Source organism: Rhizobium sp. Pop5, assembly GCF_024721175.1.
In the GTDB taxonomy this organism is placed as follows: domain Bacteria; phylum Pseudomonadota; class Alphaproteobacteria; order Rhizobiales; family Rhizobiaceae; genus Rhizobium.
The window spans coordinates 454366-471904 of record NZ_CP099399.1 but is presented as its reverse complement, the minus strand read 5'-3'; the positions used below and the strand labels follow the sequence as shown (position 1 = coordinate 471904).

The 17539-nt window shown below is 59.0% G+C and carries 16 protein-coding genes and 1 pseudogene; 7 read left to right on the top strand and 10 right to left on the bottom strand.

Features of this window, described 5'->3' with window-relative positions:
- Nucleotides 1–215: 215 nt before the first annotated feature.
- Nucleotides 216–1712: a CoA-acylating methylmalonate-semialdehyde dehydrogenase gene (locus NE852_RS04435; RefSeq protein ID WP_008529698.1), complete on the bottom strand. Its 1497-nt coding sequence runs from the start codon at nt 1710–1712 to the stop codon at nt 216–218.
- Between the two features lie 177 nt (nt 1713–1889).
- On the opposite strand from NE852_RS04435, the gene NE852_RS04430 reads away from it, so the two are divergent.
- Together NE852_RS04430 and NE852_RS04425 are read left to right on the top strand one after the other, a co-directional pair.
- Nucleotides 1890–2204: a putative quinol monooxygenase gene (locus NE852_RS04430; protein WP_008529699.1), complete on the top strand. Its 315-nt coding sequence runs from the start codon at nt 1890–1892 to the stop codon at nt 2202–2204.
- Nucleotides 2201–3082 (top strand): LysR family transcriptional regulator, encoded by an 882-nt coding sequence (locus tag NE852_RS04425; RefSeq protein ID WP_008529700.1) that lies wholly within the window; start codon nt 2201–2203, stop codon nt 3080–3082. The genes NE852_RS04430 and NE852_RS04425 overlap by 4 nt, the downstream gene beginning before the upstream one ends.
- Here NE852_RS04425 and NE852_RS04420 read toward each other — a convergent pair.
- The 7 genes and pseudogenes from NE852_RS04420 to NE852_RS04390 form a co-directional block, all read right to left on the bottom strand.
- Nucleotides 3079–3249: a hypothetical protein gene (locus tag NE852_RS04420; protein WP_008529701.1), complete on the bottom strand. Its 171-nt coding sequence runs from the start codon at nt 3247–3249 to the stop codon at nt 3079–3081. The genes NE852_RS04425 and NE852_RS04420 overlap by 4 nt on opposite strands.
- Nucleotides 3250–3297: 48 nt before the next feature.
- On the bottom strand, nt 3298–3735 hold the full coding sequence (locus NE852_RS04415; protein ID WP_258156226.1) for a DUF4174 domain-containing protein: 438 nt from the start codon (nt 3733–3735) through the stop codon (nt 3298–3300).
- Nucleotides 3736–4174: 439 nt separating this feature from the next.
- The gene (locus NE852_RS04410) at nt 4175–4858 is read right to left on the bottom strand and encodes a response regulator transcription factor (RefSeq protein ID WP_037172384.1); all 684 of its coding nucleotides are present in this window, start codon (nt 4856–4858) and stop codon (nt 4175–4177) included.
- A 37-nt stretch (nt 4859–4895) separates the two neighbouring features.
- Complete coding sequence (fabG, locus tag NE852_RS04405) at nt 4896–5672, bottom strand: 3-oxoacyl-ACP reductase FabG (protein WP_008529710.1); 777 nt, start codon at nt 5670–5672, stop codon at nt 4896–4898.
- Nucleotides 5669–7378, bottom strand: coding sequence for an acetolactate synthase catalytic subunit (locus NE852_RS04400; protein WP_037172385.1), 1710 nt, complete (start codon nt 7376–7378; stop codon nt 5669–5671). The genes fabG and NE852_RS04400 overlap by 4 nt, the downstream gene beginning before the upstream one ends.
- 2 nt (nt 7379–7380) lie before the next feature.
- Nucleotides 7381–8742: an aspartate aminotransferase family protein gene (locus tag NE852_RS04395; RefSeq protein ID WP_008529714.1), complete on the bottom strand. Its 1362-nt coding sequence runs from the start codon at nt 8740–8742 to the stop codon at nt 7381–7383.
- A gap of 106 nt (nt 8743–8848) precedes the next feature.
- Nucleotides 8849–9546 (bottom strand): annotated as a pseudogene (locus NE852_RS04390) (GntR family transcriptional regulator).
- A 239-nt stretch (nt 9547–9785) separates the two neighbouring features.
- On the opposite strand from NE852_RS04390, the gene NE852_RS04385 reads away from it, so the two are divergent.
- The 4 genes from NE852_RS04385 to NE852_RS04370 all read left to right on the top strand — a co-directional run bounded on the left by NE852_RS04385 (nt 9786) and on the right by NE852_RS04370 (nt 13736).
- On the top strand, nt 9786–10895 hold the full coding sequence (locus tag NE852_RS04385; protein ID WP_008529718.1) for an ABC transporter ATP-binding protein: 1110 nt from the start codon (nt 9786–9788) through the stop codon (nt 10893–10895).
- A 1-nt stretch (nt 10896) separates the two neighbouring features.
- Nucleotides 10897–11805, top strand: coding sequence for an ABC transporter permease (locus NE852_RS04380; RefSeq protein WP_008529719.1), 909 nt, complete (start codon nt 10897–10899; stop codon nt 11803–11805).
- Nucleotides 11806–11875: 70 nt separating this feature from the next.
- Entirely contained in the window at nt 11876–12646 is a 771-nt protein-coding gene (locus NE852_RS04375) for an ABC transporter permease (RefSeq protein ID WP_008529720.1), read from the top strand.
- A gap of 34 nt (nt 12647–12680) precedes the next feature.
- Nucleotides 12681–13736 carry an extracellular solute-binding protein gene (locus NE852_RS04370; RefSeq protein WP_258156224.1) on the top strand — a complete coding sequence of 352 codons (1056 nt, stop codon included), beginning with the start codon at nt 12681–12683 and terminating at the stop codon, nt 13734–13736.
- Between the two features lie 48 nt (nt 13737–13784).
- Here the strand turns inward: NE852_RS04370 and NE852_RS04365 are convergent, their stop codons facing one another.
- Both NE852_RS04365 and NE852_RS04360 read right to left on the bottom strand, forming a co-directional pair.
- Nucleotides 13785–15026: an aminotransferase class I/II-fold pyridoxal phosphate-dependent enzyme gene (locus tag NE852_RS04365; RefSeq protein ID WP_008529726.1), complete on the bottom strand. Its 1242-nt coding sequence runs from the start codon at nt 15024–15026 to the stop codon at nt 13785–13787.
- Between the two features lie 124 nt (nt 15027–15150).
- Nucleotides 15151–15834, bottom strand: a complete 684-nt coding sequence (locus NE852_RS04360; protein WP_008529728.1) for a response regulator transcription factor — start codon at nt 15832–15834, stop codon at nt 15151–15153.
- A 731-nt stretch (nt 15835–16565) separates the two neighbouring features.
- Between NE852_RS04360 and NE852_RS04355 the strand changes: the two genes are divergently transcribed.
- Nucleotides 16566–17480 carry a nucleotidyltransferase and HEPN domain-containing protein gene (locus NE852_RS04355; RefSeq protein ID WP_008529729.1) on the top strand — a complete coding sequence of 305 codons (915 nt, stop codon included), beginning with the start codon at nt 16566–16568 and terminating at the stop codon, nt 17478–17480.
- Nucleotides 17481–17539: the final 59 nt, after the last annotated feature.

The following is a 17539-nucleotide window of genomic DNA, read 5'->3' as shown; positions in this document are numbered from 1 at the left end:
TATATAGGCGGTTTGATAGTTTTGAACAATTCCAAAATATGAAATTTGCATTCAGCTTATGAGGCCATTTGCCGCGACGCCATTGCGCTCCCCAAAAGCGATATTCGCAGGCCGACAACCAAGCCGAATACCAGCGGGTGGAAATCATCAGCTCAATCGAAATCGGGGGCCAGAAGGCCCCCGAGTCATTGATCGCAGATCGGATGTCTTAAAGATCACTTCATCGTCGGCATGACGAATTCCGCGCCGCTCTTGATGCCGGAGGGCCAGCGGGCGGTGACGGTCTTGGTCTTCGTCCAGAACTTGATCGAATCCGTGCCGTGCTGGTTGAGGTCGCCGAAGCTCGATGCCTTCCAGCCGCCGAAGGAGTGATAGGCGAGCGGAACCGGGATCGGAACGTTGATGCCGATCATGCCGATATTGATACGCGAGGCGAAATCGCGGGCGGCATCGCCGTCGCGGGTGTAGATGGCGACGCCGTTACCATATTCGTGCTTCATCGGCAGCGACAGCGCTTCCTCGTAGTTCTGGGCGCGTACGACGGAGAGGACAGGTCCGAAGATTTCGGTCTTGTAAATGTCCATCTCGGGCGTGACATGGTCGAACAGGCAGCCGCCGACGAAATAGCCGTCTTCATAGCCCTGAAGCTTGAAATCGCGGCCGTCGACGACAAGCTTGGCACCTTCCTCGACGCCGCGGTCGATGAGGCCGCGCACGCGGGTGTAGGCTTCCTTGGTGACGAGCGGGCCCATATCGGCCTTGTCGTCGGTGTAAGGGCCGATGCGCAGAGATTCGATCTTCGGCGTCAGCTTTTCGACGAGGCGGTTTGCGGTCTCTTCACCGACCGGAACGGCAACCGAGATCGCCATGCAGCGTTCGCCGGCCGAACCGTAGCCTGCGCCCATCAGTGCGTTGACGGCCTGATCCATATCGGCGTCCGGCATGATGATCATGTGGTTCTTGGCGCCGCCGAAGCACTGGGCGCGCTTGCCGTTCATCGCCGCCGTGCCATAGACGTAGCGAGCGATCGGCGTGGAACCGACGAAAGAGACGGCGCCGATATCGGGATCGGTGAGGATCGCGTCGACCGCACCCTTGTCGCCGTTGACAACGTTGAGGATGCCCGCCGGCAGGCCGGCCTCGATCATCAGTTCGCCGAGACGGATCGGCAGGGAGGGATCACGCTCGGAGGGCTTCAGGATGAAGGCGTTGCCGCAGGCAATCGCTGGCGCAAACATCCACATCGGGATCATGCCCGGGAAGTTGAAAGGCGTGATGCCGGCGCCGATGCCGACCGGCTGGCGGATCGAATACATGTCGATCGCAGGACCAGCGCCTTCAGTGAATTCACCCTTGGCGAGATGCGGGATGCCGCAGACGAATTCGCAGACTTCCAGGCCGCGGATGACGTCGCCCTTGGCGTCTTCGATGGTCTTGCCGTGTTCCCTGGAAATCAGTTCGGCAAGCTCGTCCATGTGCGTGTTCAGGAGTTCGACGAACTTGAAGAAGACACGGGCGCGGCGCTGCGGATTGGTGGCAGCCCATTTCGGCTGCGCAGCCTTGGCGTTTTCGACCGCGGCGCGCAACTCCTCGACGCTTGCGAGTGCGACCGTCGCCTGCACTTCGCCGGTTGCCGGATTGTAGACGTTGCTCACGCGGCCGCTGGTGCCGGCAACATGCTTGCCGCCGATGAAATGACCGATCTCACGCATGGGATGCTCCTCCTGTTTTTGGGATGCTCCACAATCGCACTTCAATTTGCACAAATCAATGCGCTGAAATAAGTAACTGTTGTGCGCAGATTATAGCTCTGCCATTGTGTCGAGCATTGCTGCCTGCAAATTTGGCACGGCCCGCGGACAAGTCAAATCCCAACGAGAGGTCAACCGATGAACCGGAAAACCGTCGTCAGAATGGCTGAGCTGGAGATCGATCCGGACAGGCTGGAAACCTATCGTGTATTGCTCAGCGAGGAAATCGAGGCATCCGTTGCGCTGGAAGACGGCGTGCTTTCGCTGAGCGCCGTTTCCATCAGGGACAAGCCAAACCGCATCCGTATTCTTGAGGTCTACGCCGATCAGGAGGCCTATGAGGCCCATCTGCAGGCACCGCATTTCCTGAAGTACAAGAAGGGGACGGCGGGCATGGTGACATCGCTGACGCTGATCGAGGTCGATCCGATCGCAATGCGTGCGAAGCCATGAACTGGGACGATGTTCGCATTTTCCTTGCCGTCGCCCGCACCGGGCAGATTCTCGCCGCCTCGAAGCGGCTTGGGCTCAATCATGCCACGCTCTCGCGTCGGCTGACGTCGCTGGAAGAGGCGCTGAAGACGCGGCTTTTCGTCCGCCGCACGAATGGCTGCGAGCTGACGGCCGAAGGCGAAGTGTTCCTGGCATCCGCAGAGCGGATGGAAACGGAAATGCTCGCCGTGCAGGCGAGCCTCGGCCATACCGACACAGCCATTGCCGGAACCGTGCGCGTCGGCGCGCCTGATGGCTTCGGCGTTTCCTTTCTGGCGCCGCGCATGGGCAGGCTGATCGAACGCCATCCCGAGCTGAAGATCCAGCTCGTCCCGGTGCCGCGCTCCTTCTCGCTTTCGCAGCGCGAGGCCGATATCGCCATAACGCTGGAACGGCCCGAACAGGGCCGGCTCGTGTCCTCCAAGCTCACCGATTATACGCTCGGTCTCTATGCCTCACGCGACTATCTCGCCTCCCACGGCACACCCGGCGATATCGACGCGTTGAAGGTGCATCCGCGCATCGGCTATGTCGAAGACCTGATCTTCACCGCCTCGCTGAATTTCTCCGGCGAGGTGATGCGCAGTTGGGATGCGAGCTTCGAGATTTCGACGTCGATCGGTCAGACGGAGGCCGTCCGGTCAGGCGCCGGCATCGGCATCCTGCACGATTACATCGCCCGACAATATCCGGAGCTTCAGCGCATCCTGCCCGGCATTTCCATCCGGCGCGCCTACTGGACAACCTATCACGAAACGGCGCGCGACCTTCTGCGCGTCAGAAGCGTTGCCGACTTCCTGCAGGAACTGGTCAGCGCCGAACGGCACATCTTTCTCTAGGAGGTGGTGGAAACGTGCTTGGGCGGCCCGTCGTTCTCATCGGGATTTGGAAGCGGCGCTTCGTCGGGAAGCCGGTCCGGCTCCGGCTCCTTGATCGGCGGCACCGGCTTCCAGCCGGGCGCGGGCATTGGCGGCTGATCGGGAATGGGTTCGTTGGGCACGGACATGACCGCCTCCCTTTCGTAATGTCGTTCTGAAAGCGATGTTCGCCCGCTCTATTTGTCGGGCTTCACCGATTCGGCAGCGCGCATCGGCATGCTGTCGATGATGGCGAAGAGCTCGCCGCTCGCGATCGGCTCGCTGGCCTTGAGCTTGACCGTGCCGTCCTTGCCGAGGAGGAAGGCCACGAATTCGCCCGCCTCGGGCGCCTCCATGTCACGGCGGATCGCTTCACCGTCGAGACCGTCAGCCGCGCCGAAGAGCGACCGGACATTCTTCCCCGCCACCTTCAGCACCACCATATCACGCTCATCGAGCGCGTTCCGATCGGCGAGCAGCTGATTTTCCTGGCGGGCAGCGCGGGCATTCTCTTTGTCGGCAAAAAGGATGAAGACGCGGTTCTTCCATTGGAAGGCTGCGAGGCTTTTGGCCGGCGAATAGGCGCTGTTGGTCTCGTCGATCTTGGTCGCGCCGTAGAGAAGGGTTTTCGACATGCTCATTCTCCCGTCAATAGGAAGAACGGTCCGGGCGCGGCATGGGTTCCATCGAAATGGAGGGAAACGGCAAGCCACTCCTCGAGTCCTTCAGCGACCCGTCAGGACCTTGTTGCATAGAAGCCTCATTTTTTGCTGAATTAATCAACGCCTATTAGATCGACGTCTCGGCCGCAATTGAGCCTGAAAATCTGGCATCTGACCCACGAAAATTGGCAGAATGCTTGTCTCGATAGCCGCTGGCTTGCCAGTCGCGCCGCTGTCGCCAAAGACGGCGCGCATAATCGACCAGCAGAATGCTTGAGGCGGCGGCCATCTGAAATGGTATTGGCCGGCTCATAATTCCGCTTAGGCCGCAAATTGCGCAGCCGGCGGATTCTATTTCGAAGTGCGACTGAGAGATCGGATGGGAACGAGGCCAAATCGGCTGCTACGGATATTAATATGAGCTGTAAGCGCCGTGATGTTCAAGAGTGTAACCGGAGCCGTACACTGCACGAATCCGCAGGTTGCCGAATCCCGCAAACGCCCTTCGCAGCCGACCTATATGGACGTCGACCGTCCGGTTCCCCACTACGTGCGGATTGGGCCAAACGGCCTCCAGGAGTTGCTTACGGGTGCTGATCTGACCGTGTCGTTCCAGTAGGAACTTGAAGATTCGGAGTTCCAAAGGTGCAAGGATTACTCTCTTGCCAGAAACGACTACAGCGTGCGGTTCGAACTCGAACTCAGAAGGGACGGCGAAACCAGGCAGGACCACAGCTTCCGGCCGCGGCTTTATCCCGTGCAAAAAGGCGACAAGCTTTGACGGCGACAGAGGACGCATGATGCATTCGTCGAGCCCGGCCTTGATCAACTGCAGGTGCTGTGCGCGCATATCCCCGCCGATCAGTGCACCCACGGAGGCACCGGTATCCTTCAATAGCGCACATAAGCGGCCAATATCACTCGGCCAGCTTACACAATCCAGGAGAACTGCTGAAATGTCTGCCGACCCGCAGGCCTCCACAACATCGCCTTCACTTGCACCGAGGCGAGCCTCGTAGCCTTCACTACGCAGAATATACGCAAGCAGCAGATAGAGCTCAGCGTCCTGTGAGCAAACCAGGATTACAGGAGTCACGTCGACTACCCTTTGTCGTTCGATAAAGCGCCACCCCTCAACTCGGTGCGAACTCGCCGCCGTTGACATCTACGATGGCTCCGTTGACGAACCTGGCATCTTCAGACGCCAGGAACGCGATCACGGCGGCGACATCGTCAGGATCACCCAGCCGGCCAGCCGGAATACGAGTGAGAGCGTCGAGGTTGGTTTCACTTTCTGGGGATCCAGTTAGTGGCGTCAGGATGCGGCCCGGCGCCACGACATTTGATGTTATGCCATAGCGGCCATATTGAGAGACGAGGACGCGGGAAAAACCTGAAAGTGCGGCTTTTGACGCCACATAGCTCGGACCGGCGATCCGTGGTCTTGTCCGGCCTGCAATGGATCCAACCAATATAATCCGCCCACAACCTCTTTCCTTCATGGTGGGCAGAACGGCCCGGCAACACAACATTGTGCCCGTCAAGTTGACGGTGAGCACGTCGTTCCACTCTTCAAGGCCAAGGTCGGCAACGTTAAGTGGTCCCTCGGGACCTTTCGGCGATATCCCCGCGCTGCAGACGAGGATTCCAGGTGCGCCCCAGACATTCGCGACGTCTCCGAAAAACTGTTCGACAGCCGCTGGGTCACGGAGATCGACCTGTCTCGCCAGCGAGCGCTGTGGTCCAAAAGCTTCGGCAAGCGCGGACTGAGCGGCCATGACGCTTGCCGCGCCATGGCTGAAGACGGCAACCCGATGGCCGGCCTTGAGCAGACGAAATGCCGTGGCAAGACCGATCCCGGTGGTGCCTCCGCTGATGACCGCAACATGCGGGCTGCAGTCGGCGCTCATGCGGCTCGATCCATTGCAGCAAACAGCGATAGCGGTGGATGGGCGCCAGGGTCTGTCATGACCTCGATCAGCAGAGGCCCTTCTCCGGAGAGACCGCGTTCGAGGTAACGAGGAAGATCGGCGGGATCGGAAATGCGAACTGCCGGGCAGCCGCAGGCTTCCGCAATTTTCTGATGGTCCACATCCGCAAAGCTGCAGGCCGTTGTGAACTTGCCGAACTTGGCGGTTTCGGCGTCACGCTGAAAGCCAAGGATGCCGTTGTTCAACACGATGACAAGGATGGGCAGCTTGCTTCGCACCATTGTCTCCAACTCCGCCCAGCTATGCGCAAAGCCACCGTCCCCGACGATCGTAACGACCGGCTTGTCGGGCTCCGCCACTTTCGCGCCGAGCGCAAGCGGCAGGCCCCACCCGAGACCTGCAAGGCCCCGCGGCAAGAGAAAGCGCATTCCGGGCGAAAGCGCCCGCAACTGGCCGGCGACCCACATCGAGGAATAGCTCGCATCGGCAACAACGGTCGTATCCGCCGTCATCAACTGTTGCAGCTCGAACATGATCCGCTCTGGGCGGATCGGACTGGCATCCGATCGCGCAACGGATTGCCGTTCTGTCTCAAACGCGCGCCAGAACTCAGCGATCCGGACAGTCAATTGATCACGCTTCGATGTGCGGTAGGAGAGATCGCGTCCGGCGAGCTCGCTTCGAAGCGCCCGAATAGTTTCGGCAGCATCGCCCGCCAACCTGACAGCCTCGTATGTACGACCGATTTCCGCGGGATCGACATCAATATGGATAACTGACGCAGACCGGGGGATTTGACGCCAACTATCGGTGCCATTCTGATTGGTTCGCGTCCCGACCAGAATGACAAGATCAGCTTCTTCGACAAGCGCGACGCTGTGCCGCCCAAGCGATCTCGGTCCAACGAGTGCGCCGAGAACGCCACCTGACAGCGGATGGTGTTCGTCGACCGCACCTTTGCCCATATTGGTGGTGACAACGGGAAGCGATGCCTCGTCCTGCAGCGCCGAAAGTTCGCCAGCGGCACGGCTTGCATGAACGCCGCCTCCCGCGATGATGATGGGAGCGTGAGCTGCCGCGATCATCGAGGCTGCGCGCTCGACGTCGTCATTGCGCGGGCGCAGCCGATCGAGCGGCCAGTGACCCAAGGCAGCCTCGCGCCGAAATGGTGAAGGCGCGATCTGCTCTCGCAACAGGTCGGCGGGAAGCAGGAGAGCGACCGGCCCGGGCCGGCCCGAGGTTGCCGCCGTGAAGGCCGCATCGACGTAGTCGTCGATCCGTTCCGCAACGATCACCTTGCGTACCCACTTCGTGCAGGATTGGAATAGTGCAAAATGGTCGAGTTCCTGGAATGCGTTGCGGTCGGCCTGATCTCGTTCAACGTCCTGGACAAGCGCGACAATCGGTACGCTGGCTTTGAGCGCCTCGGCCAGCGGCGGAACGAGAAGCGTTGCGGCGGGTCCGTTTTGCGCTGCGACGACGCCGACCCTTCCGGACAGGCGCGCATAGCCATCAGCCATGGTGCCGCCCATGTTTTCCTGGCGGTAGGCGACCTGGCGGATGCCGATTGCTTCGGCCGCAAGGATAAGCGCCGAAGGCAGGCTCTGAGCGAAGATATGGGTGACGTCGTGCCTCTTGAGAGAATGAGCGATACGCTCAGCGACGGTGAAAACATCAGTTGCCATGATCATATGCCTGCTTCTGTTGGGTTTGCTTCGAGGATTGAAAGGAACTCGGCGAAGGCTGCGATGACCGCATCACCGTCAGCCTTCGTCATTGCCGTTGAAAGGCACGCAGCGGCTCCATTGGGCAGCAGGATGCCGCAATCGAGGAAATGCCTGGATAGGCGAGCCATCAGGTCGGCCTCCTCCCGCTCGAGATAGGCCTCGCGGAAGTCCTTTGGTTCCTTGGCTTTCGGGTGAATGCGAAACAAAGATGCGGCTCCCGTTACGCTAAAGGCTGCGTCGTGACGCTCGATCTCGTTTCGAAGACCCGCCCGGATGCTATTGCCAAGGCGTTCGAGCGAGTCGAACGCGCCCTCCGTCATCGCCTCCATTGCGACCCGGCCCGCGACCATCGACACCGGATTTGCCGAAAACGTGCCGCCTTGGGGAAGTAGCGGCTTGCCGCTGTCGCTCGCAAAGACCCGCATGACCTCTTCGCGCCCACCAATTGCCCCGACCGGAAACCCTCCCCCGATGATCTTCCCTGCCGCGATCAGGTCGGGCTGCAGACCGTAGCGGGCCGAAGCCCCCGCATAGGACTGCCGCAGATTGAGGACTTCGTCGGCGACGACGAGGATCCCATATTGTTTGGCGATCGCCCCGACGGCGGCCAGGAAGCTCGGCTCCGGCGCAATCAGCCCGGCACGGCTCGGCATCGGATCAATAAGGATGCAGGCCAGTGCAGGGGCTGCCGACGCAATACGACGCTCGAGATCGGCGACGTCATTGAAGCGGATAACGGTCACCTCCTCACCGACCGAGGGCGGCATCCCACGATAGGCGGGTATAGCTGACGATCGCTGCGGGTCGCTCCAGATAGCCGGCGACAGCGCCTGTCCCGTTTCCGCCCAGTCGTACGCGCCGTGATAGGCGCCTTCGATGCGTGCAACGCCTGGCCGGCAGGTGAATGCTCGGGCGGCCTTGATTGCAAACATCACAGCCTCCGTCCCACTGTTGACGAAGCGAATATGCTCGACTGCAGGAATGCGTTCGATCAACAGCTCGGCCAGTGTGATCTCGTGCTCGGTGGGATTGGAGAAACACGTGCCGCGATGCAGCAGATCTGCAACCGCGTCGGCAACGGGAAGAAAGCCGTGGCCGTGGATCAGCGTCGTGAAATTATTGTTTAGGTCGAGGAGCCGATTGCCGTCGACGTCGAGGAGGTAGGCGCCCTCCCCGCGCGAAATGTAGAGCGGGCTGGGTTCGTGATCGACGGTGACCCGTGTGATCCCGGTCGGAAATACCCGCCGCCCCCTTTTGAAAAAATGTTCGGACCGCGACCGGGGATATCCCCGGCCGGTTCGCGATAAATCTGGGTGAAACATTCGCTCTTCTCCGGCCAACGCGGGTCGCGGCGCAACCCTTCATAATTTTGTTATAGCAAAAATCATGAACTCGAAGAAGTTGCAACAAAAAAATCCAGCGAAGATGCTATTGCTGGTCGAGACGCTCCTTCGCGGCTTTCTTCAAGCGCCGGTAGCCGTCGCGGATATCGTTTTCCATCGCGGCACGCACGGCAGACGGGTCTTTATCGACAAGCCCCTCTATCGCGGCCATGTGATTGTGGACTCCATGTTTGGCCTCCGCAAACTCAGGATAGAGGTTATGGAAAGAGGCTCCGACCCTCAACCACAACGCCTCAATCGTTGAAAGGAGATGCGGCATCTGACAGAGCCGATAGATCGTAAAGTGGAACTCCTTATTGTCGTGAAGCGCGTCGGCATAGCGCTTTTCATCAAGTGCCAGCGTTATTTTCTCTTGCAAGCATAACAACTTATCGATCGTCCCTTCCGTCGCGCGAAGCGCCCCTTCTCGGTCGCCAGCCCCTCAAGCGCAAGCCGCATCTGCGTGACTTCGTAAAGTGCGGCGAGATCGAGGTGCGGAACGATGACGGTTTTAGGACCCGACATGACAAGCGCACCCTCGAAAACCAGGCGATTGATTGCCTCGCGCGCCGGTGTGGCGCCAACATTCAGCAATTCGGCCACCGAGCGGATCGGCAGCTTGTGACCAGGCTTGTAAGTTCCGCGCGTGAGAAGCTCCTTGATGGAGGAGTAGGCGAAGTCGCTCAGGCGCCCGACCTGGGGTTCGGACGCCTTCGTTTCCTCATTAGTTGTATTTTCGTTCAATTTTGACCCCCACGCGTTGACTTCTTCATATTTTTGTTGCAACAAAAATATGAACGACGAAAACTCGCGTCACGATGTGACAGCATAACGTCGTTGTTAATATCAGCATCGGCTTGGCCGCGAAAGGCCACGCCAGAAATGCCTATCGGTCCTTGGCTACGCTCTGAGGCCTGGCACCGCAGCAGCGGGCCGGGAGGTTCCAACACGTTCAACACACGCGAATGAAGGGAGATATTATTTTGATTGGCGCGCCTGTTTTCATCGATCGCATAGGCAAGGCCTACGGCAGCCAGATTGCCGTAGGAGCGGTAACCTTGGATATTCCGGCCGGCGAATTCCTGTCGATCCTCGGCCCATCCGGATCAGGCAAGACGACGCTTCTAACAATGATCGCCGGCTTCGAAACCCCTTCTGCCGGACGCATCATCATTGGCGGTCGCGATGTCACGACGGTGTCGCCCAACCGCCGCAACATCGGGATGGTCTTCCAGCGCTACGCCTTGTTCCCGCATCTGACCGTCGCTGAAAACATCGCCTTTCCTTTGAAGATGCGCGGCATACGCAAGAACCTCAGAGCCGAACGCGTCGGCCGGGCGCTCGACCTCGTCCAACTCCCCGACTACGCCAGGCGCTATCCCCACGAACTCTCCGGCGGCCAGCAGCAACGGGTGGCTGTTGCCCGAGCAATTGTCTTCGAACCACCTGTTCTTTTGATGGATGAGCCGCTCGGGGCGCTGGACAAGAAGCTGCGCGAATCCATGCAGCTCGAGATCAAGCAGCTGCAGCAGCGTCTCGGCGCGACGGTCATCTATGTCACCCACGATCAGGAGGAGGCGTTGACGATGTCCGACCGGATCGCCGTTATGGCAAGGGGGCAACTCGCACAACTCGGAACCCCGGCGGAGATTTACCGCAAGCCGCAGAGTGCATTCGTTGCGGATTTCATCGGCAAGATGAACTTCCTGAGCGGAGAGTTCCTGGGCGAAACCGCCGGCAGCCAGACGATCAGACTGGGTGACGACCTGGTCATTGATACGCCGGGCGCTGTCCCGGGTCTCAATGGTTCGGCAAGAGTCGGCGATCGTATTCGTCTTGCGCTGCGGCCTGAGCGCCTCGGCCTTGCGGCGCGCGGGGCAGGCGGAAAGAACGCCCTTCCCGGCCGCGTCGAAACCTCGGTCTTTGCAGGCTCCTTCGACCTTCATCTCGTTCGCGCTGATTTCGGGAGAAAGGAGATTATTCAAGTTCAGACCCCCGCAGATGGGATGAGAGCGCCCTTTGCAGCGGGCACACTCGTGGATGTCGTTGCCGAGCGCGATGGCCTGCGGCTCTTTGCAGACACGGAGGCGTGAGATGACCATGGCCGCCGACAATCTCACCCATGCACCGACCCCTGCGGCAAGCTGGCTATTTTCCCGCTCGTCCCGGCGTTATTCGCACGCGCTGACGCTCCTGCTGATCGCCCCGCTGACACTCCTATTGGCAGCAGGCTTCATCTACCCGATCGGTCGGCTTGTCTCTTTGAGCTTCATGGCGCCGGAATTCACATTCAAATATTACGGGCGGATTGTTACGGAGCCGCTTTACCTGGACGTTCTGGTTCGCACGTTGCAAACGGGTGCAATCGTCACGGTGGCAAGCCTGCTGCTCGGATATCCGGTCGCCTTTCTCATGGCGCGCGCTGAGGGCAAGACCGCAATGATCGTCGCAGCGGCGGTGTTCGTGCCGCTGTGGACGTCGGTGCTGGTGCGATCTTACGCCTGGATCGTGCTCCTGCAGCGAAACGGCATCATCAATGGCATGTTGATGGAAAGCGGCCTCGTTACCGGCCCTTTGAAGCTCCTCTACACCGAAGGCGCCGTCATCCTTGCGATGACGCATGTCCTGATGCCCTTCATGATCCTGCCGATCTGCAATGCTCTTCGCACTATTCCGGCGGAATATAACCAGGCCGCCCGCAATCTCGGCGCCGGCCCGGTAGCCGCCTTCATGCGCGTGACCTTGCCGCTCAGCCTGCCTGGAATTTTTGCCGGGTGCGTCATGTGCTTCATTCTGGCGATCGGTTTTTACATCACGCCGGCACTCGTAGGCGGCCCAGGGGCATTGATGATGGCAACCCTGATCGGTCAGCAAACCACCGTCCTGCTTGACTGGCCGTTTGCCGCCGCGCTTGCGACGGTCCTTCTGACCACGACGCTCGTCTTTGTCCTTGTGTTCCGCAAGGCGCTATCCCTCAGCAAAGGAATGAACAGTGTCAACTGAGCCCGTAGCCGTAGCGCCATTCGCCGCCTCTCGAGTCAACAGCAACCACCGGCCTTATGGCAAGGCAATCTTGCGGCTTGTCGGGGGATTCCTGATTGGCGCAATCCTGTTCTTCCTGGTGCTGCCGACGCTGCTCGTGATCCCGATTTCGTTGAATGATGGCAGCTACATACAATTCCCACCGAAGGGCCTGACGCTTCGCTGGTATAGCGAATTTCTGTCAGATCCGGACTGGCGCGCAGCGACGATCTTCAGCTTGAAGATTGCGCTATCGACAACGATTGCTTCAACGGCCATTGGAACCATGGCCGCTGTCGGGCTCGTTCGCGGCAATCTGCCGGGAAGGGCTTTCCTGCAGGCCTTGTCGCTCGGGCCAATGATCGTCCCCCATGTGGTCTTTGGCGTTGCCCTTTATCTGATTTTTTCGCCGCTCGGCCTGACGGGCAATTTTGCCGGATTCCTCATCGCACACACCGTGCTTTCGGTCCCCTACGTGATCATCACCGTATCGGCAGCGCTCGAGCGCTTCGACCCAGCGCTTGAACTTGCCGCCCTGAATTGCGGTGCAAGCCGGGGCCGCGCCTTCTTCAGCATCGTGCTTCCAAACATTGCGCCGGCGGTCGCGGCCGCCTCGGTCTTTGCGTTTCTCGCGTCTTTCGATGAGGCAACGGTCGCATTCTTCATTTCCGATACCGGCGGCAAAACGATCAGCCGCAAGATGTTCGAGGACATCGACTTCAATCTCACCCCGGTCATCGCCGTGGTTTCGACGCTGCTCGTCGCGGTATCGCTGGTCCTCATGGGGTCCATCCATCTCCTTACCGGCCGCGGGGAGGATTGACGTGGCCACATTCATCCGGACAGAGGAACACGCGATGAAAAAGCAACCCAACATCAAGCCTTTGCTGCTTGCAGCTTGCCTCATGCTGACTGCGGGAGCGGTGCATGGCGAGGAACAGGTGGTCATTGCCACGACTGGTGGCGCCTACGATGCGGCGCTTCGAAAATTCTGGTTCGAGCCGTTCACTGAAGCGACCGGTATCAAGGTTGTTTCGGTAGCCGCAACAAATGCGGAGATGCGGGCGAAAGCCTCGGCCATGGTCAAGACCGGCAATGTGACCTGGGACCTTTATCCGGACGGCGAGATCCAGGCGAGCGCTGAAACGCATCGGCTGACGTCTGAAGACCTCGCCGAATTTTGCAAGCCTTTCCACGGCCGGCCAGACCTCGTCGAGGATGCCTGTGTCAGTGCCGGGGCCAGGCTTTTTTCGACCGCAACGCTTATGGCCTACGACCCAACCGGCTTCAGCCGAGGAAATCCGTCGAGCTGGGCCGACATGTGGGATCAGACGAAATTTCCTGGCGGCCGGTCGTTTCCAAACTTCGACGATCCGTGGCGGGTCATGGCGGCCGCGCTGCTGGCCGATGGTGTGCCGCGCGACAAGCTTTTTCCGCTTGACGTCGACCGCGCGCTCAAAAAGCTCGACGAGATCCGTCCCGCGATATCGCTTTGGTGGAAGACCGGTGACCAAAGCGTCCAAGGTTTTCGCAATGGCGACTACAGCATCGGGCAGATCTGGCTGACACGTGCAAATACCCTGAAGGCTGAAGGCCGCCAGATCGCCTGGTCCAAGCAGGCTTCTTTCCTCGTCGGTGATCGGTTGACCGTCATCAAGAACGCGCCGAACCGCGTAAACGCGTTGAAGCTGGTCGGCTACTGGCTTGATCATCCTGAGGCTCAGGCAAAAGTCTGCGTGGAACTCCTCTGCACGCCGCCCAGTCGCAAGGCGATCGAATTGATGTCGCCGGCAGCACGTGCGGCGCTGCCGAGCGACGATGATATCAGGAACTACATCGTCATTCCGGATGCCAGATGGATCAATGAAAATGCCGCGATGATGCTCGAGCGCTGGAATGCCTGGATCCGATGAACGACCGTTCCCGGGCGGGATGCCGCCCGGGAACACGAAGACCGATCGTTAGCCCTTCAGAGCACGATTGATGGCAGCGGCGACCGCGCGCACTTCCGCGGCCGTGTGGCTGGCTGTCGGGCATATCCGTAGCCCTGCCCTCCCCTTGGCGACCGTCGGGAAGAAAATGGCCGATGTATAGTAGCCGGCATCGAGCACCACTCTCGCGGCACCGATTGCCGCAAGTTCGTCGCCGACGACGACAGTCCGGATAGGTAGTCTGGACCCCGCCTGTGCGGTAGGCACCAGTTCGTCGAAGAGAGAAATGTATTCGGCGAGCGCCCTTTGCCGCACGCCGAGTTCCGGTGTGCGATGAATCGCTTGGGAGGCGAGAGCAGCACCAATCGCTGCAACATTGATCGAGGCCGAAAAGGCATGTGCAAGAGCAAAGCGGCGAAAGATCTCTTCCTGGAAGGCCGTTGCGAGCATAAGCATGCCGCCTGAAGCGCCAAACCCCTTGCCGAGCGAGGCTGCGATAATTGTACGTTCGCCAAGACCCTCGGGCATCTGCGAGCGGGCAAAGCCCTCGCCCCTTTCTCCGAAGATCGAGATGCCGTGAGCATCATCGATATAAAGGAAAAGGCCATATCGCTCCTGAAGTTCGCGCAACTCCTTGATCGGCGCGCAACCGCCCATGGAATAGACGCCATCGCAAATATAAGCGACCGTCTCATTCTGACGGCAGATGTCTTCAAGCGCCTGAATATCGTTGTGTCCTATGGTGCGGACCTCGCATTCTTCGGCAACAACGGGCTTGTTGAAGGCAAGCGTTGCATGAGCGAGGCGGTCGAACACCATCACGGGTTTCTTGCCGCCGGTCAGGACTCCGGACGCGATCAGTGGAAGTGCGCTCAGGTTGGCCGCAAGCACGGTCGTGTAGGTAATCACCCTCGCCCCGAAGAGATCAGAGAGAGCATCCTCGAGGTCTCCGAGGACTGCAAAATTGAGCCGTGTGCGGGCGCAGGACCAATGGAGCGTTCCGTAGCGCCGAACAGTCTCGATTGCGCCCTCGATGATCAAGGGATGATTGTCAAGCCCGAGATAGGAGCAGCGCACGAAGTCGACAACTCGCTCCGATCGATGCTCTGAAACTGGCAGCCCCACCGCTCGACCGTCGGACGGCTGGACATAGAGTGCCATCAAGCCGTCAAGATGGGCTGCGGCAAAGTGAGGACCTGCATGTCTGATCAAACTGGCGGTATTCCTGTGAGAAATCGTGGGCGACCCGGCGCCCGAAGCGGCCTCTTGCATGTTGCTCTCCCAAACATTGGATGGGCTGCACGCTAACCGAGAGACTTTCATTTATACAACGAAGACGGCGGCAAGTTTTAGAAAAGTTTCGGTGAAGATGTGAACGTCACGATGTTCATATGCTTCAAGCGATGTCGATCGCATATCCCACCTTTGGCACCGTCCGAATCACATCGCGGCCAAGAGCACGCCTCAATGCACGCCGGAGGCGGCCGATATGAACATCCACCGTCCGCGGCTCAACGAATGCATTCTTCGGCCAAGCGGCGCCTATCAGTTCAGCGCGACTGAGGACGCGCCCCGCGTCGCCCATCAGAGCGCTCAGGAGATGAAAATCGATCGGGCTGAGATTGACCGGCGCACCCCGTACCAGGACGCGCCGGCCGCCAGCGTCCAACTTCATGTCGTCGAATATTGCAACGGGGCGGCTCGTTCTTTCACTGGAAGAGTTACCTATTGCACCGTGTAGGTAAGACAGTAGTCGCGCCGGCCGCATCGGCCTTGAAAAGCTTTCATCGACATTCGCCTTCAAGATGTCGAGATAGGCAGCTTTCTCGGCAACGAGCGCGATGAGCGTGACGTCGCTGGCACGCCCCCTTTCCCTCAGATCGGACGCGATGTCAGCGAGAATCGGCGAACCCGGCTGGCAGTCGACGATGATGGCTGCAGCATCACGGTCCTCGGCGGTCGCAACGGCCTCGCTCGGAATGTCAACGAGCATTGTTCTGTATCCGGCTTCCTTCAAGATGTGTTCGAGCATCAAATAATAATCTGCATCTCGGGATACGATCGCCAGGAGTTCGCTCATCGGCTCTCTCCGGCAAGTACGACCCTTACTGCAGTTATTTTTGATACGACAAAATTTTCACGAAAACGCCTCATCCCGATCAGAACCTCACATATTCCTCCTGCAAAGCCGGCAAAGAATTGCCGATGCGCTCTCAAAACAGGTATTTTTATAGCTTGCCTTTCGGTTTTGTTACAACATAATGTTGAGATTGCGAAGAGCTTCGCGCCTAAGCACATATTTTGCCAGGGACGGCACGCGAGCGTGGCCCACTCGATGGGATCGACGTCCGGCATAATTTGATGACCTGTTTCCGGACGGTGACGGGGTTTTATAATGCGCGAAATATTCGAGAGGCTCTCACCCGGCTGCCCGGTAGCCGCATCTGATTTTTGGAAAGAAGGAGATATCGAGGATACAAGTGCTGCTGCACGATCGCTTTATGGAGCACATGCAAAAACAGCTGTTGCCTGGTGCGCTCTCTGCGCGCGCTTCGACGGGCGCTCGGGTGACTTCAGCTTTTGGGTGCGGGTTTTCCAACATCTGGATCTCGAAGAGACCAGGCAGGCCTAGACCAAAAGCGAACACAAGGAGACTTTGAACACCGCCAAGTCCTCGTCGCGCTCTTATGAAAGCGACGACCGTCGGCACCGCTGATCCACGGATCGTGATACACGCCCTGATCGCAGGGGACTGGTTTTCTTGAAATACGATGACTACAACGGATCTGCTATGAGAGACGACCGTCGCCGATGAAATCCAGCCTCGACCATTTGCCCGAACGCAAACAGCGCGAGCTTGCCCGCGTTGTCGATATCCTGCACGAGGAGTTTCAGGACGCACTGAAAGATAGCTCGGCCGATTTCAAGAAAATGGGGCGGATTCTCAAGATCATCCTGTTTGGGTCATACGCTCGTGGCGACTGGGTCGACGAACAGCACACGCTCAAAGGCTATCGTTCCGACTATGATCTGCTGGTAATTGTCAATAACCGGAAACTATCGGACGTCGCCACCTATTGGTACAAAGCGGTCGACCGCTTTCTCCATGATCGCGGCATCAATACGCCAGTCAGCTTCATTGTTCACTCGCGGCGGGAGGTCAACACGGCACTTCACGAGGGGCAATACTTCTTCTCTGATATCCGCCGCGAGGGGATCGTCCTCTACGAGCTCGATGATGAAGCGCTACCCGAACCAAAACCACGCTCCAAGTCCGAAGAATACCGCATCGCCAGGGAGCATTTTGAAAGCCGCTTTCCCGTCTCACTGGGATCTCTTGACACCTCTCGCTATTCGCTGAGCAAAGGAAGGTACAACGAATCTGCTTTTCTCCTGCATCAGGCGATCGAACACGCTTATTCTACGCTTCTTCTGACTGTGACGAATTACGGGCCGCCATCACATAGTCTCACTTTCCTACGTAAGCTGGCGGAAGGTCGTGACCGTCGGCTTATTGATGCCTGGCCGCGAGACCAGCAGCGCTATCGTGCGTGGTTCAATACGATCAACGAGGCCTACGTGAAGGCGCGTTACTCGAAGCATTTCGACGTGAGCAAAGAGGCGCTGCAATGGATAGCTGCGCAAACAGCCGAACTACATGTGCTCGTTGACATAGTGTGCAAGGAACATCTCGTCGCACTTCGAAAGGACACCGACGACATCTGATCCGGCTTGGCCTTTTTGCGACCATAGTCGCCCAGACGAGCCGGCTCCGGAAGCTGACA